Here is a 25,090-nt window from a genome sequence, read left to right as displayed (position 1 = left end):
CTCATCAGCTCAAGGGTACGGGGTAAGACGAGCAAGTGTCACCCACTTCAACGATCGACACAGAATTTCCTATCCCGTCTTGTGCTGAGGAGCGGCCAAGCGCTCACGCGAGGGACCACTGCTTGCGATGGCCGCGAACAAGGGATGCGGAGCAGGCTATGACGTTCTTCGCATGAGAAATCAGCCTTCCGGCTGATGCCGTGTGGCAGTCACGGCATTCCGGCCTGCTTCCAGGCAGGCCTCCAGCATATGGCATGCATAAACGTTGCTGCATGTCAGAATATCAGCCGGATTCTCGCAAGCCGCGAGGTCCTTCACGTAATCGGCCTGGGCTTGCAGCCCGCGAGCGGTGGCTTCCAGAGCCTGCCGTGCAAAGCCTGCATAGAAACGGAGGGACGTGTCAAAAGGATAGGCCAGTTGGATCCCGTCTGCCCCCATGAAGGGCGCATTTGCGGCGGTTTTTGAGTAAACCATGATCAACTCCCTGAAACACCCGCCCAGAACCAATCCGGGTAGCCTAGCGGAAGAGCGGAAAACCACTTTGACGCATGTCAACCGCCTGTCAACATCCGTTGACTAGGCAGCTGTGCAAGACTAGCCTCCGTTGTGGGGACTGTTCCAAGACGTCAACCCACGGGTTGAAGCGCCTGACGTTAAAAAGCTCCGGATCAGCCACTTGCAGCGCGACCTGAACATGATGAGTATATTCTGCCGAGAGGCAAAAATCGCCAGCCGGTTCGACTTGGATGAAAACTTTCTCGCAACAGGCTGCAAAGCCTGAAAAAATTGGAACTCTCATGGGAACCGCAGCCGTCTGCTTATCACCGCCCTCTTCAACGCGTTCCCGTATCCTCAACGCGGCCATCAAACGTTTCGCCCGCTTCTCCTACGAGGAAACGGGACTGCGCGACATCGCCGACGACGTCGGTGTCGACGTCGCCTATGTCCATCGCAGTTTTGGTTCCAAGGAACGGCTGTTCGCCGAAGCGGTACGAGCCACCGCCCAGGCGGACCGCATTACCGCTCTGGACGAAGCGAATTTTCCTGGCGAGCTCGCGCGGGAATTCCTCGCCGAGGATCCCGAAACCGAGCACGGCGTCCGGCCGTTCGATATCTCCGTTCGCTCGCTCTCGAGTGCCTCGGCCGCACCGGTACTGCGCGAATTCATCCTCAACGACGTAATCGTTCCGCTGAATGACAAAATTCAATCCACCGATCTGAAGCGAGCTGCCATGGTCGCGGCGCTGCTTTCGGGTCTTGGAATCCTGAGGGATGTGCTCAAGATTGATCCTCTCGTCAGCGATGACGATGGTGAACTGGAGCTCCTCATCCGTGACACCGTCGCCGCCATCATCGAGCACCCGGGCCGGAGATAGAATCCGCGCGCATATGCAGATAATGCGAGGCAGATGGAAATATTTTTCCCATTCACCTCAATAACCCGGCAATAATCCTCTCCTATAGTACCAGATTGATCCCATCGCTTCGAGTCTGCATGATGATAAGTCCGGCCACAGGGCGGTGTGATCTGGCGCGCGCGGGGGATGTCCGAGGCGACCCTGTCGGCCGTATCGCCGCACAAGCGGTTTGCGCCCTATGTAGCTTCGTACGCTGCGGCCTGCTCGGTACCCTGCTCATTCTGCTAGCCGCCTGCGCCACAAGGCCCGGGCCCGATGCCCTCAATATAGTCAGTGCCCCGCCGCGAGGGGCCAAACTGATCAAGGTCTATGTCGCAACGACCCGCGAGCGAATGAGCAGCAACAGCAACGCCTTCTCCGCCGGCCGCGCGCCGGGACTGAACTACGCGGAATTCACCATCGCAATTCCGCCAGGGCACAAGCCTGGAGAAATCGAATGGTCGGCGGGAGCAAGCGATCCAGCGCGCAATTTTGTTGTCGTTGCCCAGGAGATTCTTGACGCGCAGCAATTCTACAGACAGGTCGCGCGCCAACGTGGAGGCAAGGGGCCGGAGCGGATCGGCGTATTCGTGCATGGCTTCAACACCAACTTCCAGGAAGCGCTGTTTCGCCTCGCGCAAATGACCGCCGATGCAGACATCGACGGAGTTCCGATCCTCTTTGCATGGCCCTCGGAGGCCACCGTAACCGGCTACATCGCCGACAAGGACGCCGCTACCTATTCGCGCGACGGGCTCGTGCAGCTGCTGACCACGCTCGCGCGTGCGTACCCCAACGACAAGATCACACTCGTAGGCCACAGCATGGGCGGGTGGCTCACGGTGGAAGCTCTGCGCCAACTCAAGCTGACGGGGCGTTTCGGAGTGCTCGACCGCCTCGATGTCGTCCTCGCGGCCCCTGATATCGACGTCGATGTGTTCCGCAGCCAGATGATGGTCATTGGTCCCCTGCGCGAACCTATCACGGTGCTCGTGGCCTCCGATGATCGCGCGCTCTCGGTGTCCGGGAGGCTCGCGGGCGACCGTCCCCGGCTTGGCGCGCTCGATATCAACGACGCACGCATTCAGGAAGCGGCCCTGAAAGCCAATCTGCAGATTGTCGACATATCCAAGCTGACGGCCTCCGACAGCTTCAACCACGACCGCTACGTCAATCTCGCCCAGCTCTATCCGAGCCTCGCCGCGACAGCGGGCAGCGGCGCGGGGAATGGGTTGAGACGCGCCGGCGCATTCATCTTCAACGCGGTTGGAACCACACTCTCCAGTCCCTTCGACCTCGCGGGCCGGGCCCTGGCGCCGGATTGAGGCCCTCAAGGCAAGCCCCTGGCCGGGGTACACCGAACCTCAGGCAACGATCAGCGGCTCCAGTTCCTCGTCCAGCCTGATCGTGCGGATGAGCCCGTCCTGGCTGTCATGGCGCAACACGACGAGGGCCCTGAGGCCGCGGCTGATCTTGCCGACATAGCCGAGATCGTTGAGCAGCGAACTCAATTGCAGGCCATCGATCTCATTCGCGCGCAGGGCCGCAAATGCGTTCTCGCGGAAATGAACCTCGAATGTCCGGATATTCTGATCCAGCTGGTTGGTCAGCGCCTCCCAATCCGCCTCGTCCGCATTGGCGGTGCCACGGATTTCCTGCATGACGGTGATGAGCTGGCGCCGCAATTCGACATACGCGCGTCGGACGGGAGAATCCGGCTGCCGCAGATAATAGCCCAGGTTTTTCTGGAGATGTTTGGCATCCTTGACCGTCTCAACCAGTTGCAGCGCGGCGAGTTGGCAAACTGTCCAGAAATTCTGCTTTTCCGGGCTCTCCTTGCTCGTATCGATGCGCCCCATGAAGCTGAGGAGATCGCCGTACACGCCCTTGATGTGGCGCTGATACAGCGTCTCGGCGTCCGCGTAGGTGTCGGCGGGGCGCGATGCGAGCAAAGCCTCGTCATGCTGCGCGCGGTCCAGCTCGCTCACCGGCAGATAGAGCGCATGGCAGATGACCTCGGCGCCGAGACGTCCGAGATGCTGGAGCTCCATCACCACGGCTGAAGCGGCCGTGTCGGGCGAGCTCAGCGCCTGCTTCGTCAGGTATCGGGCGCGGGTGCGCTCGAGAGGCGCGGCGGCCCCAGGCCCACTGGGCAGGAGGACGTGCGGCTCCTCTTCCTCCGGCAATACTCTGCGCAAAAAGCCGGCGAATACGTCAAGCAGGGGCCAGAACAGCGCGACGCCAAGCCCGTTGAACAGCGAATGGAAGATCGCTAGCATGATGAGATCATTGCCGGCGAAGCCGATCAGACCGGCGATCTCCTTGGTCAGCCAGAGGAAGCCGGGCAGCAGCACGAAGGCAACGACCGCCGTGACCACATTGAACAGGACATGCGCCAACGCCAGTTGCTGGCCGCTGCGATTGCCACCGAGCGCGCCCGCGAGCCCGGTTGTCACACTGCTCCCGACATTCGCGCCGATCGCGATCGCGGCTCCCTGCGTCACGTCGATCTGACCGAGCGAGAGCGCTGTCAGTGTCAGCATCAGCGTGGCATGCGTCGACTGCAGGACAAGCGTCAGCACCAGCCCAGCGCCGAGGAAGACCAGGCTGCCGAGCCATCCCGTGAGCTGAACCGACGCGAGATCGAGCGTCTCAGTGACGCTCGAGAAGCCCGCCCTGATCTGGTCTATGCCAAGCAGGATGAAAGCGATGCCGAGCAGGATGCGCCCGGCGGCTTTCGCCTTAGGCCCCATGAAGCTGGCCAGGACGCCAAAGATCATCAGCGGCATGGCCAATGGCGCCAGCCCGAAATTCTGGCCCGCCAGTGCCAGCAGCCATATGCCAGTCGTCGCGCCGAGATTGGCGCCGAAGATGATGGCGATGCCAGCGACCAGGCCGATCAGGCCCGTCGTGATGAAGGCGATCGTCATCAGCGAGACAAGCGTGCTCGACTGCAGCACCGTCGTGCCGATGAGGCCGATTATCAGGCTCTTGAAGCGTGTCGAGGTGCCGCGCGCCAGCATGCTCTCCAGCTTCTCGCCGGCCAGATTGCGTAGCCCCTCCTCCAGGCATTGCATGCCGAAAAGAAACAGCGCCAGCCCCGCGCAGAGCGTGGTCCAGTTCCGGCTGTGCCAGAAACTCGCGGCGAGAGCGCCCACCAGGAGAATGACGAGGCTATTCGTGGCGAAGCGGCGCCACGTCCCCCCCGTCCCATCCAGCGCGTTCATGGTCGCGGACTCCGTTGACGGAAGCCTCCGCGCGCTCCCAGCGCGCTTTCCGCCGGGGCTGCTCCTGCCATTGACGCTTCTCCCCATACCGAGGGCTTCGTGCCCATACTATACCAGCCGCCAAGAACGATTGCCGGCTTAGCACAATACGAGGCGAGGGAAAGCGTCTTCCCAGGTGGAAATCACAGGCTCAGGCTTGGGACGTCGGCGTCCTGAGATAAGCGCCATGCGAACGCAGGTCATCCTGGAGTGCCGCGACATTGATGTTGCGCGGCGACACGTCCCCCCTGATCGCGAGCTTCGCGGCCCGGCCCGCCGCCTCTCCCATGGCCATGCAGGTGGCCATAACACGGATCGCACCCATGGCCTCGTGCGTGGTGGAAATGGCGCGGCCAGCGACGATCAGCTGTTCCACCTTTTTGGGAAGCAGTGACCGGTATGGAATGTCATAGCAGTCACCACACCAGATCAACGTACATCCGTCGTCACCGGGCCGGTGGATGTCGATGGGGTAGCTCGCGACGGCGATCGCCTCGTTGAAGTAACGGCAGGAGAGCACATCATCCTGATTCATTATATAGTCACCGACGATCCGCCGCGTTTCCCGGATGCCGAGAAATGGCGCGGTCTTGGTGAAGTAGGCGCCCTCGAAGCCGGGAACGTAGTTTTTCAAATAGGTGAAGATGTCGTCGATCTGGTGTCGCGCTTCGATCTCGCCCATGCTGAGACTGCGTGAATCCGTGCCGTCGACACCCTTCACGCGGGTCATGTTGATCCATACCTCGCCGGAGCGCAGCCCCGTGATGATGATCGTTCGCTCGTTCGGGATCTCGAGCCCACGTTCCTCGCGCGCCTTGGCTATCAACTCGCGTAGGCCGACGACGATGAACTGGTGGTTCTGCCCGAAATATTCGGCCGGTATGAAGTCGGTCAGATAGGTCCGCGGCTGGACCGCAATGCTGTTGCGCAACTTGTCCGTGTCCACACCGGCAATACAGAACATCAAGGTCGGCGGCTGCATGCCGCCGTGCTCGTCCCCCTTTTCACATGGCACCCCGGCCCGGTAAGCCACATCCGCGTCACCGGTACAGTCGATGACGACCTTGGCCAGAATGGCCGAGCGACCGTCCTTCCCCTCAGTGATGATGCCGCGTATCGTATCGCCAGCCTCGTTCATGACGACCCCAACGCAGGCTGTGTAAAACACCACATCGACACCCGCCTCCAGCAGCATGTCGAGGGCAACCGTCTTCACCGCCTCCGGCTCGACCAGCGTGATGCCCATATGCAACGGGCATGGGCGGTGCTCACTAGCACCCCCGCGTGCTTTCAGGCGATCAATGAACTTCTGGGGCAATCCCTCGATGACCTGATTGCCCTTTTGACCAAGGAAGCCGAGCACCGGCAGGCCGATCGTCATATTGCCGCCGACGAAGCTCCTGTTCTCGACGAGGCCGACGCTCAGCCCGTCCTCAGCGGCCGCCAGCGCCGAGGTCAGGCCTGCCGGACCACCGCCGACGACCAGCACATCATATTCAGCGCGCACCGGCGTCGAGCGGGCAGGTTCATGGATCGCGAGTTGTTCCGTCATCATCAGACCTTCATCTTGTCCAGCCACGCACGTCGGGCCTCAGGCCACACCGGTAATTCGCAGTCGTGACGGCGCCCCACGCGCGAAGACATGGGCGCGGGGCGGCCGTGAATTCATGCGGGCAACAGCGGCCTCACACGGGAGGCGATGTCGGCGACAGCCGCCTTCACGGGCTTGCGGCCGAGAACAGCCAACTGCACCTCCTCAAGAAAAATGGTCTGGGCACGAGCGGCCTCCGGGAAGGGTGGAAAGGCACCACGCGCGTTCTTGAGCACCGCCGCCTCTACCGCCGCAACCGGATTAGCTGCCGCGAAATCCTTCTCCGCGTAAGTCGAAACGCGCACAGGCCCATTGCCGTTGATTGCCATGCCCAGGGTCACACGCTTGCTCGCCACCTCGCGCAGGAAGCTCCAGGCGAGATCCTTGTCGCTGGCGTTCGCGGGAATGACCATGCCCCAGGATTCGACGACCGAGGCCATCGGCGTCTTGCCCTTCAGGCTTTCGGCGATCGGGAATTCCACCGCCTTGATCTTGCCGGGGAAGCTCGACTGGTCCTTGTTGTTGAGCTGGGCATTCCGGGCGAATGGCAGCACGGTGTAGGCGGCGCGTCCCTGCTGCAACCAAGTGACCTGGTCGTCGTTGCGTGTCGTCGCGTAGCTCCGGGGCAACGCCCCCGCGTCGAAAAGCTCCTTGAGCACGGAGAGCCCTTTCTCCATGGCCTCGGGATTGGGGAGCAGCTTGAAGTCACGGGTGATGAAGTCCCCGCCATAGGCGCGGGCAAACATGACGGGAAACACCGCGAGATCGCTCGCCAAGACAAGACCGACAACCGGAGTGCCTGACTTGGTGGTGAAGGTCAGTTGCTTGGCTTGCTCGACCAGTTCCTCCAGCGACGCCGCTGGTGCCTTGATGCCTTTTTCTTCAAGCAAGTCCTGATTATAGAACAGGCCTTGCGTTGCGTGCCGAACCGGGATGCCGATCATCTTGCCGCCCACGGTCATCGCCTGTACGAGACCGGGAGCGATGTCGGAGAAATCCTCGATGGGCGCCTTCGACTGATAGTCGTCCAGCGGCGTGAACAACTTGGCGATTTCGGCGGTCGGCCGATTGTCGATAATGTAGCCCACACCAAAGTCGCTCTTCGGCAGGCTGGCCTCGCGGAAAAGACGATCCTGCAGCGGGTTGGAATCGAACGTCACCCAAGAAAGTTCGGCGTCGTTCGCCTTGCGCCAGGCTTCCGTGAGATCACCGGTCGCCGGGCCGTTGAGAACGGTTTGGTGCACCTTGTGGCTCAGAATATTCAATGTCTTCGCCGCCGCGAACGCAGAGCGCCCGGCTAAAAGGCCGGCCCCCGCCAATGTCGTGCCGAGCATCCGTCGGCGTGTCATCGTGAGTCTATTTTTCTTTGTCATGATCTCCTCCCTCCACATCCCCAGTATTCGCGCCCATTCCAAGCGCTTTTCTCCGATGGATCACCCCTTGGTAGCACCAGCCGTCAGACCTGCGACGAGATAGCGGTGCATGAAGGCGACGAACAACAACACGGGCACGAGCTGCACGGTCGCAGCCGCGAACAGGATCCCCCAGTCCACACCGTCGATGGAGCCAATCATCTCCGAGATGACGAGCGGCGCCGTCTTCGCGCGCGTCGCTGTGAAGACAAAGGCGAACAGGAACTCGTTCCAGGCGAAGACGACGACGAACACCGACACCGCGAGGATGCCTGGCGCGACGATAGGAAGGATGATGCTGCGCATGATGGTAACCCGCGAGGCTCCGTCGATGAGTGCCGCCTCATCGAGTTCGCGCGGGACCTGATCGATGAACGTACGCATCAACAGAGTGCCAAGCGACACGAAGAAGGTCGCGTAGAGCAGGATGAGGACGAGATGCGTATCGTTCAGTCGCAACCAGTTCACGACGGGAAACAGAGGCAGCGTAATCGCTATCGGCGGAATAAGGCGCACGACGATGAGAAAGACCGCACTTGCCGTAAGAAACCGCCCGCTATGGCGCGAATAGATGTAACCCGCTGCAACACTCGTGACGACCGCCAGCAAAGTGGCACCGACGGTAACGATGAAGCTGTTCAACAGCCCGTCAAAGAAGCCGCCCCATTTGGCGACAAGCTCCATATAGTGCCGCACTGTTGGCTCGAAGACGAATTTGGGAGGCGCCGCGAAGATATCCTTCGCGGGCTTCAACGACGACATCAGCACGAATGCGATCGGGAAGAGCGACCAGATCAGGATCAGAGCCACCGCGACCAACCGTCCGCCCATGGCGAGGAGGCGTTCAATGCGCATGGGCGCCTCCCTGACGACGCAGGATGAGCACATAGCCAGCCGCAAGGAGGAGCGATATCAGCACCATGATCCAGGCCGTCGCTGCCGCCGTACCGAAGGCATTGAAGCGGAAGGCTTCCTGATAGAGATAGACCGCGACCACCTCGGTGGAACGGGCGGGACCGCCCTGCGTCATCAGCCACACTTCCGAAAACAGCCGGAAAGCGAAGATGTAACGAAACAGCAAGGCAATCAGCATGGCCGGCCCGAGCAAAGGCAAGGTCACGCGGCGGAAACTCTGCAAGGTCGTCGCGCCGTCGACCTTCGCCGCCTCATAAAGCTCACCGGGAATGGCAAGGCGGGCCGCGTAGAGGATGACGAAGGTGAAAGGCAGGTGCAGCCAGATCGTCAACAACGCGATGATCAGAAGCCCATGAGACGGCACATAGGACCATTCGAGGATAGGCAGATGAAGCGCCTTCAGCGCCATCGTGACCGGCCCGATGTCCGGATCGAAGAGAAAGCGCCACATGGCGACCGCCGTCACCTCGCTGATCGCATAGGGCGCCAGCACCGCGACGAGAAGGAAGCGCCGGCCGGGCAGCCCGCCCGCGAACAGAAGCGCCATCCCGAGCGCGAGCACCAATTCCAGATGCACCGCGACGACGACGATGATGCCCGTATTGATGAGGGCTTCGCGGAATGCGGGGTCGGCCAAAACCTTCATGTAGTTCGCCAAGCCGACATAGACAGGCGCCTGGCCAAAGCTCGATGTATTGAGACTGAGCCAACCCACATAGAATGACGGTATAACAATAATGCTCAGCAGAAGCACATGTACAGGAGCAAGAAATGGGAAAAAGCCCAGTGCATTTCTCACACGTTCCGGGATGCGGATGATCCGCGCTGGCGTCCGGCCCGGCTGGGGCGATGACCTGCGGGCCGCCCGTTCCCTCTCCGGCACGGCATTGGCATGAATTGCGCTCACGGATTGGGAACCTCCGTCATGGCGCGCAGCCGATGCATTCCGTCCTTGAGGGCGGGATACAGCGACCGGTAGACTTCGAAACAGGCGTCATAGATGCGCTGCTCCCGTTCGCGTGGTTCAGCACTGGCGGCAAGCCGCACCCATCCATCGGCAGCCTGCCGCGCGCTGACGAGGCCGGCCCCGAGTGCAGCCAGAAGTGCCGCCCCCATGGCCGCCTCCACGTTCTCGGCAATGGTCAGGACACGTCGTCCTGTCACATTGGCGATGATCTGGAGCCACAGACTGGATTGCGCCGCACCTCCAACCACGATGAGATCCTCGTCGAGAAGCGTCGTGTCGCTTGCCTCGATATTGTGGCGGAGTGCAAAGGCAACGCCCTCGAGCACGGCGCGATAGGCGTGGGCGCGCGTATGGTACAGGCTAAGGCCGACAAAGGCCCCGCTCGCCCGGCCATCCCAGATGGGGCTACGCTCTCCCATGAGATAGGGCAGAAAGATCAAGCCGTCCGCTCCGGCCGGCAACGGGGCAGCCGCCTCGTTCAGCAGGTCATGCACGTCGCATGCGCGATGCAGTGCAGCGTCCGAATCGGCCTTGCAGAACTGCTCGCGAAACCATGTGACGGACGCCCCCGCCGCGATCGCGCCGCCGAAGACATAGGCGTCGCACTCGCCATTGAAGACATGCGGCATGCTCACAAGCTTGCTCGCGGGGTCGACCTCCGGCGTGATGTGTCCCCAGCACATGCTGGTGCCGATCATCGCCACGTGCTGCCCCTGGCGCGTCGCGCCCGCGGCGAAGGTCGCGACAGCCGCATCCACGCCGCCAGCGACCACCGGCGTACCCGCGGCAAGGCCGAGCCGTGACGCGACATCAGCCTTGAGCCCCCCGACGATTTCATGGGAATGGACCAGCCGTTCCGGCATCATCGCCAATGGAATACCAAGCCGCGAAAGCATCTCCTCTGACCAGCAGCGCCGACCGAGATCATAGACACCGCCGATGTTGCCGGCAGAGGAATGATCAACAGCGAGCTCACCTGTCAGCGCATGGATGACGAAAGCATTTGGCGGCAGCCAATATTTCGTTCTCGCCCAGATCTCCGGCCTATTCGCCTTCAGCCACAGGATCTTCGTATAGCCATAGTAGCTGTCGACGTGGTTACCCGTGATTTCCGCGAGCCTCTCCAGGTCGATGGTGCGCCGGACCCACGCCACCTCGGCTTCGGCGCGTCGGTCCATCCAGATCAGGCAAGGATGAAGAGGATTGAGATCTTCATCGACCGGTATGCCGGAACCGCCGTAGAGGCTTGATATGCAGATCGACTTGATCTGCGCGGCTTCGAAGCCGGGAACGATTGCGCGGGCGCGCTCGACACCGCCCGCGATACTGGCGAGCGTTGCCTCAAGCCAGACCGAAGCATGCTGCTCGGCCCAGAGCGGGCGGGGCGTATCGGGATGGTACCCCCTGCTCATCTGCGCCACGATATGTCCACTCGTGTCGCAGAGGAGAGCCTTGGTGCTTTGGGTGCCGATATCGACGCCAATCACATAGTTCATGGCAGGGACCGTCCGCTCTCCGGTTGCATCAGCACCTTGATGGATTCGAGCGAACTCGCGACCTTTATGGCCTCATCCCACGCCTCGAGCCCATATCGATGGGTGACGATGCCTTCCGAGGTGACGAGGCCCCGCGCGAGAAGATCGATTGCAATGGGATAGCAGTAAGGCCCGAGATGCGCGCCGCGCACGTCGAGCTCCTTCCGGTCTCCGATGATGGACCAGTCGACCGTGGCTGGCGCGCCGAAGACAGAGAACTCCACGAAACGTCCGAGCTTGCGGACAAGCGTGAGCCCTTGTTCGACACCGCTCGGCGAGCCGGTTGCCTCGATATAGGCGTCGCAGCCATAGCCGTCGGTCAGTCCGCTGACGATCGACCAAGCATCATCCTCACACGGGTTGATGGCCACATCAGCTCCGAACCGCCGGGCGAGCTCCAGCCGCGCCGGCACCAGGTCGATGACGACCAGTTTCCGCGGTGTCTTCAGGCGCGCCACCTGCACCATCATCAGGCCGATCGGCCCCGCACCCGCGATGACGAGCACATCGTCGAGCTGCACCTCGGCGCGATTGACGGTATGGATGGCACAGGCCAGAGGCTCGATGATGGCTGCGTCGTCCAACGAAATGCCATCGGGTATTTTGTGGACGCGCGCGGTCGCGGGAATGCGCATGAATTCGGCCATGCCGCCCTCTGCCACTTCGCGCTGAAAGCCGAAAATATTGTGTACCTCGCACATCCAGTATTGCCCCGAGCGGCAATAGCGGCAGCGGTCGCATGGAACGATCTGTTCAGCGATCACCCGATCCCCGATGGCAACGCCGAAGTGTTCGGCGGCACCCACGCCGAGCTCTTCAACATATCCGAAGAACTCGTGGCCCGGGACGACTGGCGCCTTCACCCACGGGCTCTCCCCACCCCAGAACATTTTCGCGCCAGACCAGCATTTGCAATCGCTGGCGCAAACGCCGCAAGCACCGATACGGATGACCATCTCGCGATCACCGGGCCGTGGCCGGCCGACGTCTTCGACGCGATAATCTTCCGGACCGTGACAAACGATGGCTCTCATCGTCGTCGATCGACGGGAATTCTCAACGCGCGCATGCGTATCCGTGAAAGCCATCTGTCGATGCCTCTGCCTGTTTCTGTCTACGGGTCGCGCCCTCGCCGACTGCGCCTTGCAGCCCGTTCAGCGCCGTGGTGCGATCGTCTGTCCGCTACGAACCCCGTCCGGAGCCATTGTTGCGCCGGAGCGGATGGTCATCCGGTGAGGCGATGGATCAATGAACTGTGTCGCGTTCTGCCGATGCAAGCGCCGGAACACGGAGGGCGGCATGCCACGCAACGCGATGAAATGACGATTGAAATTCGAAAGATTATTGAAGCCGACCTCGAAGCAGATGTCAGCCACGCCCTGCTCGCTGTTACGAAGCAATTCACAGCCGCGATCGATGCGCAGGCGATTGACGTAGCGGACGAAAGTCAAACCCGTGTGTTGTTTGAAGGCCCGCGAGAAAGCCGACGGCGTAAAGCCGCTGAGCTCCGCAAGTTCCGCCTGCCGCAGATCACTGCAGAGATTGCGCGCGATATGGTCCAGCACATGGTTGAGCGGTTCGGCGACGTAATTCTCAGGCCGCGACCGGTAGCTCGCGCTTGCAAGCTGGTGGAACTCCGAGCCGCGCAAGACGCTGAGCAGATGGAAAAACAGGCTGATGCGCTCCGGACCGCTTGCCGCCAGCAGTTGTTCGATGACCGGTCGGACCGACGCGCCAACCCCGTCCGCGAATTCCACCCCTGAGCCGGAGGCCGCGAGCACAGGCTCCAGCGACCGCAATTCCGGCATGGTTGCGATGCAGGCCTGGATGAATTCGTGAGTGAATTGTACCACAAGCCCGCGTTGAGCGACGACCTGTCCCTTTTCGATGTCACTGATCCAGTTATGCGGAAGATTCGGACCGGTCATCACGAGATTTCCCGGTTCGAAGGTGCCGATGTAATCACCGATGAAGGATCGCCCGCATGTCTCCGTTACCAGATGGATCTCGTACTCCGGGTGGAAATGCCAGCGCACTGTGCGAAAGGGGTAGCCATGCGCCCAAGCCTTGAAGGAACTTTCCCGCGGCACATCGACGACTTCGAGATCCGGTGAGGTATCAAGCCGCCCATCCACCTCACACCCGGACTGGCCGCAGGCCTCGCAGATCCGCACGTCATCATCCGAAAGAGTATTCCCAGCGGATTGCGACAACCTGCCTGACCGCAATACCTTTCTTTTCTGCGAAGACTTGCCCTGGGCCGTCGCAATGCGTGCGTCGCCTAACGGTTGCGACGCGTATACGCTTTCGGTCAACGCGGGATGCCATGCGTATTTTTTTGCGGACCCTATGTTGCCGCATAATTCGCATGAAGATGCAGCGCCGTAGCGGTCGTGTGGATGCACGTGAAATCCTCCCACGCCGTGCATTCTCTTCTTATGGCGAGATTCATCGCATGGGCGGTCATGGGCCTGCAACCACGTTTCGGCGCGAGAACCGATACTTTTTTGCGGGAGGCGGCACCTGGAGAACCCTCCGATCGCCACGCGGTCGGAAGGGCAATTCCGGTTTGGTTTAACCTGGATGTCCAGAGCATAGTACGACCGGCGTGGAACGAAGATCGAGAAGATTATGCTTTCAACAAAAAAAGGTTAGGGCGCCGATCTGACTGAATCAGATCGGCGCCCTAACCGTGCAGCGTCGCCGGCGCGCGGGCTCCTGACAGGGAGGCAAAGCGGTCAATGCCGAAAGGCGCTATCGGCAGATGTGTCACCTTGTCCACCACAAGGTCCCTCACGATACGTCCGGTGATGGGCCCGAGACAGAAGCCGTGCCCGGAAAAACCCATGGCCACGACCAGCCCCTCGGCACCCTCGGGTACGTCGATCACCGGCAGCGCATCCGGCGTCAGATCGATCAGGCCGGACCAGATGTCCTCGATCTCGGCGCCTTGAAAGGCTGGGATGACCTCACCGATCAGACGAACGACTTCCCCAATGCTCTCAGCCGTCGGCAGCACGCGTGGCCTGATGCCCTCCGGCCCCGCCACGTCCAGCATCCCGCCCGGCCAGCTCTTCAAGCCGCTCGTGACACGAAAGCGGCCGTTGTGTTCCTGGCGGCCGGCACAGTCCGCATTGGCGACGCCGATCACCTGTTCGAGCATGGCCCTCATGGGAGCCGAGCGCAGCACGGTGACCATGGGGACCTCAAGGGGCACGTGAAGGCCGAAGGGGGCGATCAGTTCATTGCCGAAGATGCCCGCGGCCACCACGACATGGCGGGCGGGAATGCTGCCCTTGTCCGTCTCGACGCCCGCGATCCGTCCCCGCTCGGTCTGGAGCCTGATAACCCGTTCGCCGAAACGCAGCGTCGCGCCAAGGCGCTCGGCGGCCCTGACGAAGGCCGCGACGCTGGCGGCCGCATCGGCGCTGCCGTCGCTCGGGCACAGCGAAGCGCAGACGACCCGCTCCGAGAGCGCTGGCGCGACGGCGCGTACGTCGGCGGAAGTCGTAAGAAGCGTAATCTCCAGCCCGGCGGCGGATTGCTCATCGACCAACTGGCGGATGACCGTCGCTTCCGCCTCGGTCCGCGCAAGACGCAGATTGCCGCCACGGCGATAGTGGGTTTCGCCGTCGAGTTCACTCGCCAGCGTCGGCCAAAGCGCGACGGCCGCCCGTGCCAGCGGTAATTCAGCCGGATGGCGGCCGGACTGGCGCACTCCGGCGAGCGTCCAGCCCGATGCCATCGCGGCGGGACCGAAGCGATCGACAAGGACGACATCAAGCCCGGCCTTCGCCAGCTCATAGGCGCTCGCGGCGCCGCTGATGCCAGCCCCGATGACGACCACGTCGCTCATAGTTATAATCCTCTTTGGATGGAATCGAGGAGATCAGCGAGGCCCTCGGTCCACATCAGGGCTGACTGGCGACGCGCGGTGCGCGGCCGAAGAACGCAACCTTGAGAAACGCCGCGCGCGCGGGGGAGCGCCCGCGTGGATCGAGGACATCCCGCAGGCCGTCGCAGAGCGCGTTCAGCAGCAGCACGGTCAGGCTCAGCGCGAGACAGGGCCAGATCAGCAGGAGCGGCGACTGCGCCATCGTGGCGCGCGCCGCGCCGATCATCAGTCCCCATGATGGCGTCGGCGGTACCACGCCGAGCCCGAGGAAGGACAATCCCGACTCCAGCATGATCGCCGCGGCGGTCGCGAGGCTGACCTGCACGATTACCGGCCCCATGATGTTGGGAAGTATGGTGCGCAGCATGATGTGCGTGCGCCCCGCGCCGATGACCTGCATGGCGTCGACATAGTCCTGGTTGCGCACCTGCAGCACGCCCGCATAGGTCACGCGCACGAAGCCCGGCAGATAGACGATCGCGAGCGTGGGGATGAGCGTGCCCGCGCCCGGCCCCGCCAACGTGACGACGAGGAGGGCGAGCAGGAGCGGCGGGAAGCACTGCACAACGTCCATGCTGCGGATACAGAACAACTCCGCCCAGCCCCTGAGATAGCCGCCGAGAAGGCCCAGCGTGACACCGATGACGCAGGCGATGAGCGACGCCGAGAGGGCCACGAACAGGGAGATGCGCGCGCCCCAGAGCAGGCGCGAGAAGACGTCGCGGCCATACTCATCCTGTCCCAGCCAATGGGCGGCGGACGGGCCGGCGAAGCGGCCCGCGACATCCATGGCGGTCGGATCCTGAAGGCCGAGCACGGGCACAAGCAGCACGACGACCACAAATGCGATGGCGATGAAAAGGGGAACGCGTAGCCTGTTCATGAGCGTCGCACCCGCGGATCGAGGACGCCATAGATGAGGTCGACGCCAAGGTTGATGAGAACGAACAGGATGGCGATGACCAGAACGACCCCTTCCACGAAGGGGTAATCGCGCGCGTTGACGGCATCGACCATCAGTCCCGACAGCCCAGGGAAATTGAAGACGTATTCGACCAGCACCGTGCCGCCCAGAAGCGTGCCGAGCTGCAGGCCGAGCACGGTGACGACTGGCATGAGGGCGTTGCGCAACACATGCCGGGACATGATCGCGCCATGCGACAGACCCTTCGCCGTCGCGGTGCGGACGAAATCACGCTGCAGAACCTCCAGCACGGACGCCCGCGTCATCCGGAAAATGATCGGAAAGAGGCCGAGCGCGATCGTGAGGGCCGGCATGGCCAGCAGCATGAAATGACGGGCGGGATCGGGCCAGAGCGGTACATAGCCGCCGGCCGGGACGAGCCCCAGCGTTTGCGAGAACACGAGGACGAGCAGCGTCCCCACGACGAAGATGGGCACGGACAAGCCAAGCGCCGACATCCAGCCCGACAGCCTATCGAGCCAGCCGCCGGGATGGTTGGCGGCGATGAGCCCGGCGGGAATGCCGAAGATGAGCGCCAGAAGCGCCGATACCGCAATGAGTTCCAGCGTGCGTGGCAGACGCCGCATGATCTCGGAGGCCACCGGCGTGCCATCCGTGAGGCTTTCACCCAAGTCGCCGCGGAAGAGGCCGACGAAGCGATCGGCGTATTGGACCGGCAAAGGCTTGTCGAGCCCGAGCTGGGAATGGATCTCGGCGACGAGCGAAGGATCCGGCGCGATACCGCCCTGCGACAGCAGAATCTCGGCCGGATCGCCCGGCACCATGCGAATCGCCAGGAAAACGATGCTGGCGACGATCCAGATCAGGATGACTGATACGCCGATCCGGCGCAGAAACCATGTCATGGCGGCTCACTCCTATCGCGAGACGGCGGGGGAGTTGGCGGTTCCTATGATGCCGGCGGAGGCCCCCTTGCTGGACGCCTCCGGGGCAGACTTCGCCGCTCAGGCGATGGCGGTCGTTTCCAGCGTCATGCCCGAGAAGAACGTGAGCTGGCTCGGCAGGTTCACGAAACCATCGACGGCGGTCTTCATCGCATAACCCTGTTCGCGCCAGGCAAGCGGCGCCAGCGGCACCTGGTCGAGGAAGGCCGTCTCGAGCTTCTTGTACACGGCCTTGCGTGCCTCCGGCTCGAAGGTGCGCCGCCCTTCGGCGAGAAGCGCGTGGATCTCCGGCACATCGAGCTTGAAGCTTCGCACGAAGGACACCGGCAGCGTGCCGTCGATCAGCGAGGCCAGTCCGTCGGGGTCGTTATAGTCGGCCGTGTTGCCCACTACGGCCATATCGTACTGGCCACGATTGCCGAGTGTCGTATAGGTCGCATAGTCGGGCAGGTTCAGCTCGGCCTGGATGCCGATCGCCGCGAGACTTTGCTGGACGACCTCGGCGGTCGAGCGGTGCATGCCATATTGCGCGTTGGACAACAGTTTGCAGGCGAAACCGTTGGGATGGCCGGCCTCCGCAAGCAAAGCCTTGGCCTTCGCGGGATCGAACGCGAAGTGGTTCGCGGTCGCCGGGTCATAGAACGGGCTCTCCTTCGCCAGCGGCATCCCTTCCAGCAGCCCACCACGACCGAAGAACGCACTCTTGACGATATCGTCACGCTTCACGCCATAGGCGACAGCCTGGCGGACGCGCTTATCGGCGAAGGGCCCGGACTGACCGTTGAAGGTCAGGTACATGAACGGGCCGAGGGTTGTTTCCAGCTTGAACTTCTTGTCCGCCTCGATTTCCGCCATCGCCTGCCAGGGCACGTATTCGATCAGGTCGACATCCCCGGATTTCAGGGCGGAGACCCGCAAGGTCTCGTCCGCGTAGGCCACCATGCGCAGCTTCGCCATCTTCGGCAGGCCCGGCTTGTAGAACTTGTCGAAGCGCTCGAAATCCAACGCGACACCGCGCTCCTGGCGGACGAGCTTGTAGGGGCCGGCGCCCATCGGCAGGGTGCTGCGCTCGAAGACCGTGTTCTTCGGCACAATCATCATATGCGGCATGGCGAGGATGAGCGGCAGCGTCGACAATGGCTCCTTCATGACGATGGTCACCGTTCGCGCATCCGGCGTCTCGATGGCCTGAACGCCTTGCATCACGGCGCGGTAGTAAGCGGTGGAATTGTCCTGACCGATCTGCTCGAAGCTCCATTTCACATCGGCCGAGGTCACCGGGCGCCCGTCGTGGAAGACGGCGTCGCGCAGCTTGAAGGTCCAGCCGGCGTCACCCGCCCGCGCGAAGCTTTCGGCGATCTCGGGCTGGATCTCTCCCTTGTGGTCGAAGGACAAGAGACCGCGATGCGTCATCAGCTTAACGGTGGTGGCGGCGGTGCCCACCTGTCCCCACACGGAGAAGGCGCCGGGATAGGCGGAGAGGCCGAAGGTCAAGGTTTCCTTGCCGGCCGCGAAGCCGCGCGTCGTTCCCAGGCAGGGGAGCGCGATGCCGGCGGCGATGAGACTACGGCGAGTAAGCTGCATGGTGTCTCTCCTCATTGTCACTGAACCGCCGCGGCGGTGTCGGCAAAACGATCGATACGGAACGCTTCCAGGGGAATTTCGGTCTGGCCGTCGAGGACGAGCTCGGCGAGGATCGATCCGATGGCGGGACCGAGCTGGAACCCATGTCCCGAAAAACCGAAGGCATGGAACAGGTTGGGGATCGTCCGGCTCGGCCCTATGACGGGGATATGGTCGGGCATCTCGCCGTCGATGCCCGTCCACGAGCGGATGACCGTCGCTGAGACGAGTGCCGGCACGAGCTGGATAGCCAGTCCCATGATCTCGCGGCTGACCTCCGGCAGGGGGCGCGACCATGGCACGGACGGGTCGCTGATGCCGTAGCCGCCGCCGAAGACGATGTTGCCGCGTCGTGTCTGTCGGAGGTAGACGTTGCCGCCGACCACACCGAGATTGGGCACGATGAAATAAGGCATTGGCTCCGAGACCATCATGTTCGGATTGAAGGGCGCAACCGGCACGGGCTCGCCGAAGCGCTCCGCGATCGCCCCGCCCCAAAAACCTGCCGTATTGATCATCACGGGCGCGCGGAAGGTTTCGCCGCCGGCCTCGGCCATGAAGCCCGCACCGTCATGCTGGATACGGTCGACGTTCATGAACTCGCGAATGATGGCCCCGGCGGCACGCGCCGCATGAGCGATACCCGGCGCGAGCAGACGCGGATTGGCCACGCCATCCTCGGGCGCGAAGGAGCCCGCGACGATCGTCGGCCCAAGAAACGGGTAGGCCTCATGGACCTCGTTGTTGCCCATGAAATGCAGCGGCAGCCCGTAGTCCCGCGCCACATCGAGATATGCGACGAGGTCCGCCTCCTCATCGGCGTTCCGGGCGAGCTTGAGGTGGCCCGTGTTCTCGAATTCCGCATCACTGCCGATGAGCTCGGGCAGTCGCCCCCATATCTCCCGTGAACGCCGGGCTATCGGCAGTTCCGCCGGATGCCGTCCTTGCTGGCGCACGCCACCATAGTTCACGCCCGAGGCCTGGCCGCCGATCTGGCCGCGCTCGAGCAGGACAACCTTGGTCCCGCGCAGCGCGAGATGCAGCGCCGCCGAAGTGCCGGCGCCACCACCGCCGACGATCAGCACGTCGGCATCATGGAGGGAGGACAGGGCGCTCATGATGCTTTCGCCTTGAGCACCACATCTGCATCAGCGCGGATAGGGATTGGTTTGACGGGTGACTGACCGCGCAGACGGCCCACCTCCGGCAAGGCGCAGCCGAGCGCCGCCGCCAGAACCTCCGCGCCCGCGGGACCGCAGACTCGCCCCTGGCAGCGGCCCATGCCGACACGCGTGAAGGCCTTGGCGCGGTTGACCTCGGGCGCGGCCAGCCGGACTTCCTCGCGGGCGGTCGCGCGCAGCTCTCCAGCGGTAATTCTCTCACAGCGACACAGCACGGTCTCATCGGCGACGCCGGCCGCGAGATCCACCGGGAACGGACCCGCCTTCTCCACCGCCCGGCGGAAACGGTCCTCGCGCGCGAGGGCGCGGTCTATCCTTGCGATCGCCGTTCTGTTCACGGCGACGCCAATGTCCTCCAGCAGGGACCAGCCGGCTCGCGCGCCGGCCAACTCCGCCACATCGGCGCCGCCGATGCGGACGCCGTCGCCGGCCATATAGACCCCCTCGAGCGGTGTGCGCCCCGTCGCATCCACCTGGGGTAGCCAGCCGCGCTGGCGTTCGCTGTAGGCGAAGGGCACACCGGCGAGATCCGCGAGCTGGGTCTCCGGCTTGAGACCCCAGCCGACGGCTACAGCGTCGCACGCGGTTTCCTGCTCCACACCCTTGGCATCGCGCCAAGCGAGAGCGGTGACCCCGCGTTCTCCGCTGATGGCACATGGAGCGGCGCCCTCGACGACGCGGACGCTGTGGCTCCTCAGCCAGCCGTAATAGTAGACACCCTTGGCGAAGGTTTTCGGCGCATTCAGGAGGCCGGGCGTCGCCGAGGCCTTGTCCCCGAAGGTCGCCGTATCGAGCACAAGAGCGACGTTGGCGCCAGCCTTGGCGTATTGATAGGCGACGAGGAAAAGCAGCGGCCCGGTGCCGACGAAGGCGACCCGCCGCCCGATGCCGACGCCCTGCGCCTTAAGGGCGACCTGCGCGCCGCCGAGCGTCGTGACACCCGGCAGCGTCCAGCCGGGCAGCGGGATGACCCGGTCCATCGCGCCTGTCGCGAGGATCAACCGGTCATAAGCCAGCCGATCGTAGTCGCCATCACGCATGAGGTCGAGCTGCCCCTGCCCGATATTCCAGACAAGCGTGCCCGGCCTGTAGTCGATGCGCCCGGAAAGCGCGTCGAACGCGCCGTGCACCGCCCGTGCCTTCTTCGCCTCGAAGCCGTATAGCGTCTCCGGCGTGCGGGAAAAGCCCGCCGGCTGGCGTTGGTAGACACGCCCGCCGTTGGCGGCGGCCTCGTCGATCACGACGGGATGCAATCCGGCAGCGACAAGGACCTCCGCCGCCCGGGTGCCGGCTGGCCCCGCGCCGACGATGGCGACGCGCGGCTTGTCGCTGTCCCTCATCATGTGCGTATCACCTTCATGCCGTCCTCAACGGGGGTGGAGCAGGCGCGCAAGCGCCCCCTGCCCTGCACGGTGACCCAGCAGTCCTGGCATGCGCCCATCCAGCAGAAGCCGGCACGTGGACCATCGCCAAACTCACTCGCGCGGACACGGCCATCGGCAGCGAGGATCGCGACGAGCAGCGTGTCGCCGACGAGCGCTTCCGTCTTCAAACCGTCCAACGTGAAGGTGATCGCAGGGCGGGCGGTCTCGGCCAGGCGGACGATCCGCATGGCCTCACCGCCCGCCCCGTCGCGGGGTGCCCTCAGCGCCGCGCGCTCAGCCATAGATGGCCTCCGCCGCTTCGGCCGTGATCGTGCCGTCAGCCACATCGCGGGCGATCGCCTCGCGCGAGCGCTCCGCCGCAGGACCATAACCGCCCCCGCCGGGCGTCTGGATGGTGACGATCTGCCCGCGATCGAGCTCGCCCTGGCCGAACAGAAGCGGCTTCGCGCCCTCGCCGAGATCGAGATGCGAGCCGGAGGCCTTGGCGCCGCCGAAGAGGCCCCAGGGCTGCGAGCGGATGCGCGAGGTGTCGAACTCGATCCGGCAATCGGCTTCGGCGCGGTAGACGCGGCGCAGCCCGAGGCCGCCGCGATGGCGGCCGGCGCCGCCCGAGCCTTCCGCGAGCTCATAGCGCAGCACGGTCAGCGGATATTCCACCTCCAGCGCCTCGACCGGCAGGTTCGACGTATTCGTCATGTGGACGTGGACCCCATCGAGACCGTCCTTGTGAGGCCGGGCGCCGAAACCGCCACCGATGGTCTCGATGTAGATCCACGGATCGCCGTTCGTGGGATGCACGCCGCTGAAACAGGCCATCATCACCGTGCCGCAGCAGGCAGCCGTCACCCGTTCGGGCACCGCCTTTGCGAGCGCGCCATGCACGAGATCGACGACACGCTGGCTTGGCCCGATGCGGTTGAACACCGCGGCCGGCGCCTTGGCATTGACGACGGTTCCGACCGGCGCCGTCACCGTCAGAGCGCGCGAAAGGCCCGCGTTCGGCAGGATGGTCGGATCCACCACGGTCTTCACGGCGTAATAGACCGTGGAGAGAAGCGCGGTATAGGTCATGTTGAAGCCGGCGCGCATCTGCGGCGGCGCGTCGAAATGCAGACGCATCGCGTCGCCCTCGACAGTAATCGCGATCGACAGCGGCACCTCGCCATCGAATTCGGGATTGTCGTAGACATCCGCGAAGGTATATGTGCCGTCCGGAATGGTCGCGATACCCGCGCGCATCTTGCGCTCGGCATAATCCATCAGCGCACCGCCGGCGGACAATACGATATCCCTGCCGTATTTCTCACAGAGCACCTGCATGCGCTGCACGCCGAGGCGGTTGGCCGCCATCTGGGCGCGCAGGTCCGACAGACGCTCGCGCGGCACCTGGCAATTGAGCAGGATGAGATCCTGCACGTCCTTCTGCAACGTGCCGGCGCTGTAAAGCCGGATCGGCGGGATGCGGATGCCCTCCTGGTAGATATGGGCGTGGCCGCGATCAGCAAAATCGGAATGGTGGGCGGTATTGATGGCCCACGCCACGATCTCCCTCTCGAAGAAGATGGGCTCCGCGAGCACGATATCCGGCAGATGGGTGCCGCCGCCCTCGTAGGCGTCATTGCCGATGAAGACATCGCCCGGCTGCATCTCCGCCACGGGAAACCGCTTGGTGATCAGGGGGATCATGGCGAGGAAGGAGCCGAGATGCATCGGGATGTGCTCGGCCTGGCAGAGCGTCTCGCCGTTGATGGTGAACAGAGCCGTCGAGCAGTCGCGACGCTCCTTGATATTGGTGGAATAGCTGGCGCGGACGAGAGCCTCGCCCATCTCTTCCACGATGGAGGAGAGCGCGCTGCCGATGACCTCGACGGTGATCGGATCGACCGCCACGCGCTGGCGGGGAGCGAGGAGCTTGTTCATGCGTCTTCCAGGATCAGGTTGAGATAAGGATCGACGTGGGCCGACATGCCGGGGAGCACGACGGTGGTGGTGTCCATCTGCTCGACGATGGCCGGCCCCTCGATGCGGTTGCCTGTGGCGAGGGCTTCGCGGGAGTAGACGGGGCATGTCACGAAGCCGCCCGCTTCGGGCATCCACACCTCACGAGATCCAACCCGCGCCGAGGACGCATCCGCGCCCTGGTCGCTCATCGGCTCGAAGCGGGCCTTACGGACGACGCCCGCGGCCTCGACGCGGAAGGTCACGAGCTGGATGGTTTCACCCTCGGCGATGAAGCCATACATGCGCTTATGGGCAGCCTCGAAGCCGGCGGCCAGCGCATCGAGCGTCGCCTTGGTGACCGGTCCGTCCGGCAGCGGGATCGAGAGTTCGTAATTCTGACCCTGGTAGCGCATGTCGACGGTGCGCGTCAGACGACGGGAGGCGGGCAGGATGCCCTCGTTTTCGAGCCAGCCGTCGGCATCCTTGATGAGGCCGGCGAAGGCTTCCTCGATTGTGGGCAGGATATCGGTCTTCAACACCATCAGCCGCGTCGTCGCGAAATCCGCGCGCAGATCGGTGAGCAGGAGCCCCATGGCACAGAGGATGCCGGGGTAGCGCGGCACCAGGATACGCTTCATATCGAGCTCGCGCGCCAGCCGCGCGGCATGCAGCGGCCCTGCACCGCCGAAGGCGGCGAGCGCATAGTCACGCGGGTCATGGCCGCGCTGCACGGAGATGACGCGGATGGCGCGCGCCATATTCGCCGTCACCACCGCAATGATACCCTGCGCCGTCGCCATGACATCCATGCCGAGCTTGTCGGCCAGGCGTCCGATCGCGGCCTTGGAGAGGTCCTGGCGGATGGCCATGCGGCCGGCGAGCAGATGCGTCGGGTTCAGGGTCTGCAGGACGACATTGGCGTCCGTCACCGCCGGCTCCGCCTGGCCCTTGTCGTAGCAGACCGGGCCGGGGAAAGCGCCGCAGCTCTGCGGGCCGACCTTCAGGAGCCCGCCCGTGTCGATATGGGCGATCGAACCGCCGCCTGCGCCGACCGTATGGATGTCGAGCATGGGTGCCTTGATCGGGTAACCATGGACGATCGCCTCGCTGGTGAGGCGGCACTGGCCGTCATGCAGAAGGGCGACGTCCGTCGAGGTGCCACCCATGTCGAAGGTGATGAGGCGGTCCATGCCTGTCATCTGACCGATGGCCTGGGCGGCAACGACACCCGTGGAAGGCCCCGAGAGCACCGTGCGCACGGGCAAGCGCGCCGCCTGCTCGAAACCGATGACCCCGCCGTTCGATTGCGTGAGGTGCGGCGCGACCTTCAATCCGAGTTCCTTGAGCCGGTTCGCCAGTCGATGGATGTATTTCTCCATGACCGGACCTAGATAGGCGTTCACGACGGCAGTCGACATACGCTCATATTCGCGAAATTCCGGCGCGACTTCATGGCCGGCAGAGAGAAATACGTCTGGTAATTCTTCCTTGAGGATTTCGAGAACCCGCGCCTCATGCTCGGCACGCACGAAACCATAGAGAAACGAGATGGCGACGGCGGCGACCCCCGCCTCCTTCAGGGTACTGGCGGCCTCGCGCACGGCGGTCTCGTCGAGCGCCGTTTCAATGCGGCCATCGTGGCGGACGCGTTCGGGCACCTCCAAACGCAGAGACCGCGCGACCAGCACCTCCGGCTTGTCCGCATTGAGATCATAGAGGTCCGGCCGCTTCTGGCGACCGATTTCGAGGAGATCGCGAAATCCTTCCGTAGTCACAAGGCCCGTCTTGACACCCTTGTGCTGGATAAGCGCGTTGGTTCCAACAGTCGTCCCATGACCGAGATAGGCGATATCGCTCGCCGCGATACCGATATTATCTATGCCTTGCTGAACACCCTCGGAAATACCACGCGAGGGATCATCCGGCGTCGACGACACCTTCCAGACCACAACCTCCCCGCTGTTGTCCTCGAACATACAAACGTCGGTGAAGGTGCCGCCTGAATCGACGCCAATTCTCCAGACCATGGCCTTGTCTCTCCTCGGATAGAACCCACACCGGATGCGAACGCCCATGCGGCCGCACCCCGGCAAAGACATCGCGTCCGCCACAC

20 protein-coding genes are annotated in these 25,090 nt (G+C 63.5%); 2 read left to right on the top strand and 18 right to left on the bottom strand.

Features of this window, described 5'->3' with window-relative positions:
• Positions 1 to 180: 180 nt before the first annotated feature.
• Positions 181 to 480: a hypothetical protein gene (locus tag KIO74_RS29305; RefSeq protein ID WP_213338996.1), complete on the bottom strand. Its 300-nt coding sequence runs from the start codon at positions 478 to 480 to the stop codon at positions 181 to 183.
• A 317-nt stretch (positions 481 to 797) separates the two neighbouring features.
• On the opposite strand from KIO74_RS29305, the gene KIO74_RS29300 reads away from it, so the two are divergent.
• Both KIO74_RS29300 and KIO74_RS29295 read left to right on the top strand, forming a co-directional pair.
• Positions 798 to 1,376, top strand: a complete 579-nt coding sequence (locus KIO74_RS29300; RefSeq protein ID WP_213338995.1) for a TetR/AcrR family transcriptional regulator — start codon at positions 798 to 800, stop codon at positions 1,374 to 1,376.
• Between the two features lie 374 nt (positions 1,377 to 1,750).
• The gene (locus tag KIO74_RS29295) at positions 1,751 to 2,722 is read left to right on the top strand and encodes an alpha/beta hydrolase (protein WP_249731520.1); all 972 of its coding nucleotides are present in this window, start codon (positions 1,751 to 1,753) and stop codon (positions 2,720 to 2,722) included.
• A 39-nt stretch (positions 2,723 to 2,761) separates the two neighbouring features.
• Here the strand turns inward: KIO74_RS29295 and KIO74_RS29290 are convergent, their stop codons facing one another.
• The 17 genes from KIO74_RS29290 to KIO74_RS29210 all read right to left on the bottom strand — a co-directional run bounded on the left by KIO74_RS29290 (position 2,762) and on the right by KIO74_RS29210 (position 25,004).
• Complete coding sequence (locus KIO74_RS29290) at positions 2,762 to 4,624, bottom strand: Na/Pi cotransporter family protein (RefSeq protein ID WP_213338993.1); 1,863 nt, start codon at positions 4,622 to 4,624, stop codon at positions 2,762 to 2,764.
• Positions 4,625 to 4,814: 190 nt separating this feature from the next.
• Positions 4,815 to 6,218, bottom strand: a complete 1,404-nt coding sequence (locus KIO74_RS29285) for an FAD-dependent oxidoreductase (protein WP_213338987.1) — start codon at positions 6,216 to 6,218, stop codon at positions 4,815 to 4,817.
• Between the two features lie 110 nt (positions 6,219 to 6,328).
• A complete protein-coding gene (locus KIO74_RS29280) occupies positions 6,329 to 7,627 on the bottom strand; it encodes an ABC transporter substrate-binding protein (RefSeq protein ID WP_213338986.1) in 1,299 nt (432 codons plus the stop codon).
• A gap of 60 nt (positions 7,628 to 7,687) precedes the next feature.
• Positions 7,688 to 8,521 carry a carbohydrate ABC transporter permease gene (locus tag KIO74_RS29275; RefSeq protein WP_213338985.1) on the bottom strand — a complete coding sequence of 278 codons (834 nt, stop codon included), beginning with the start codon at positions 8,519 to 8,521 and terminating at the stop codon, positions 7,688 to 7,690.
• A complete protein-coding gene (locus KIO74_RS29270; protein WP_291978338.1) occupies positions 8,511 to 9,488 on the bottom strand; it encodes a carbohydrate ABC transporter permease in 978 nt (325 codons plus the stop codon). Before KIO74_RS29270 ends, KIO74_RS29275 begins: the two co-directional genes overlap by 11 nt.
• A complete protein-coding gene (locus tag KIO74_RS29265; protein ID WP_213338983.1) occupies positions 9,485 to 11,044 on the bottom strand; it encodes an FGGY-family carbohydrate kinase in 1,560 nt (519 codons plus the stop codon). The genes KIO74_RS29270 and KIO74_RS29265 overlap by 4 nt, the downstream gene beginning before the upstream one ends.
• Complete coding sequence (locus KIO74_RS29260) at positions 11,041 to 12,117, bottom strand: alcohol dehydrogenase catalytic domain-containing protein (RefSeq protein ID WP_213338981.1); 1,077 nt, start codon at positions 12,115 to 12,117, stop codon at positions 11,041 to 11,043. Before KIO74_RS29260 ends, KIO74_RS29265 begins: the two co-directional genes overlap by 4 nt.
• Positions 12,118 to 12,237: 120 nt before the next feature.
• Complete coding sequence (locus KIO74_RS29255; RefSeq protein WP_349629243.1) at positions 12,238 to 13,257, bottom strand: AraC family transcriptional regulator; 1,020 nt, start codon at positions 13,255 to 13,257, stop codon at positions 12,238 to 12,240.
• A gap of 512 nt (positions 13,258 to 13,769) precedes the next feature.
• Positions 13,770 to 14,939, bottom strand: coding sequence for an NAD(P)/FAD-dependent oxidoreductase (locus KIO74_RS29250; protein WP_213338979.1), 1,170 nt, complete (start codon positions 14,937 to 14,939; stop codon positions 13,770 to 13,772).
• 55 nt (positions 14,940 to 14,994) lie between these two features.
• Positions 14,995 to 15,861, bottom strand: coding sequence for an ABC transporter permease (locus tag KIO74_RS29245; RefSeq protein WP_213338977.1), 867 nt, complete (start codon positions 15,859 to 15,861; stop codon positions 14,995 to 14,997).
• Positions 15,858 to 16,808 (bottom strand): ABC transporter permease, encoded by a 951-nt coding sequence (locus KIO74_RS29240; RefSeq protein WP_213338975.1) that lies wholly within the window; start codon positions 16,806 to 16,808, stop codon positions 15,858 to 15,860. Before KIO74_RS29240 ends, KIO74_RS29245 begins: the two co-directional genes overlap by 4 nt.
• 99 nt (positions 16,809 to 16,907) lie before the next feature.
• Entirely contained in the window at positions 16,908 to 18,431 is a 1,524-nt protein-coding gene (locus tag KIO74_RS29235) for an ABC transporter substrate-binding protein (protein WP_213338974.1), read from the bottom strand.
• A gap of 17 nt (positions 18,432 to 18,448) precedes the next feature.
• Positions 18,449 to 19,588, bottom strand: a complete 1,140-nt coding sequence (locus tag KIO74_RS29230; RefSeq protein WP_213338972.1) for an NAD(P)/FAD-dependent oxidoreductase — start codon at positions 19,586 to 19,588, stop codon at positions 18,449 to 18,451.
• Positions 19,585 to 20,994, bottom strand: coding sequence for an FAD/NAD(P)-dependent oxidoreductase (locus KIO74_RS29225; protein WP_502762131.1), 1,410 nt, complete (start codon positions 20,992 to 20,994; stop codon positions 19,585 to 19,587). Before KIO74_RS29225 ends, KIO74_RS29230 begins: the two co-directional genes overlap by 4 nt.
• Complete coding sequence (locus KIO74_RS29220; protein ID WP_249731519.1) at positions 20,991 to 21,317, bottom strand: (2Fe-2S)-binding protein; 327 nt, start codon at positions 21,315 to 21,317, stop codon at positions 20,991 to 20,993. The genes KIO74_RS29225 and KIO74_RS29220 overlap by 4 nt, the downstream gene beginning before the upstream one ends.
• Entirely contained in the window at positions 21,310 to 22,956 is a 1,647-nt protein-coding gene (locus KIO74_RS29215) for a hydantoinase B/oxoprolinase family protein (protein ID WP_213338970.1), read from the bottom strand. The genes KIO74_RS29220 and KIO74_RS29215 overlap by 8 nt, the downstream gene beginning before the upstream one ends.
• Complete coding sequence (locus KIO74_RS29210; protein WP_213338968.1) at positions 22,953 to 25,004, bottom strand: hydantoinase/oxoprolinase family protein; 2,052 nt, start codon at positions 25,002 to 25,004, stop codon at positions 22,953 to 22,955. Before KIO74_RS29210 ends, KIO74_RS29215 begins: the two co-directional genes overlap by 4 nt.
• Positions 25,005 to 25,090 lie beyond the last annotated feature (86 nt).

Source organism: Chelatococcus sp. HY11 (assembly GCF_018398335.1).
Taxonomy (GTDB): Bacteria; Pseudomonadota; Alphaproteobacteria; order Rhizobiales; family Beijerinckiaceae; genus Chelatococcus.
The sequence above is the reverse complement of the archived record's forward strand: the minus strand, read 5'-3'. Positions and strand labels throughout refer to the sequence as shown.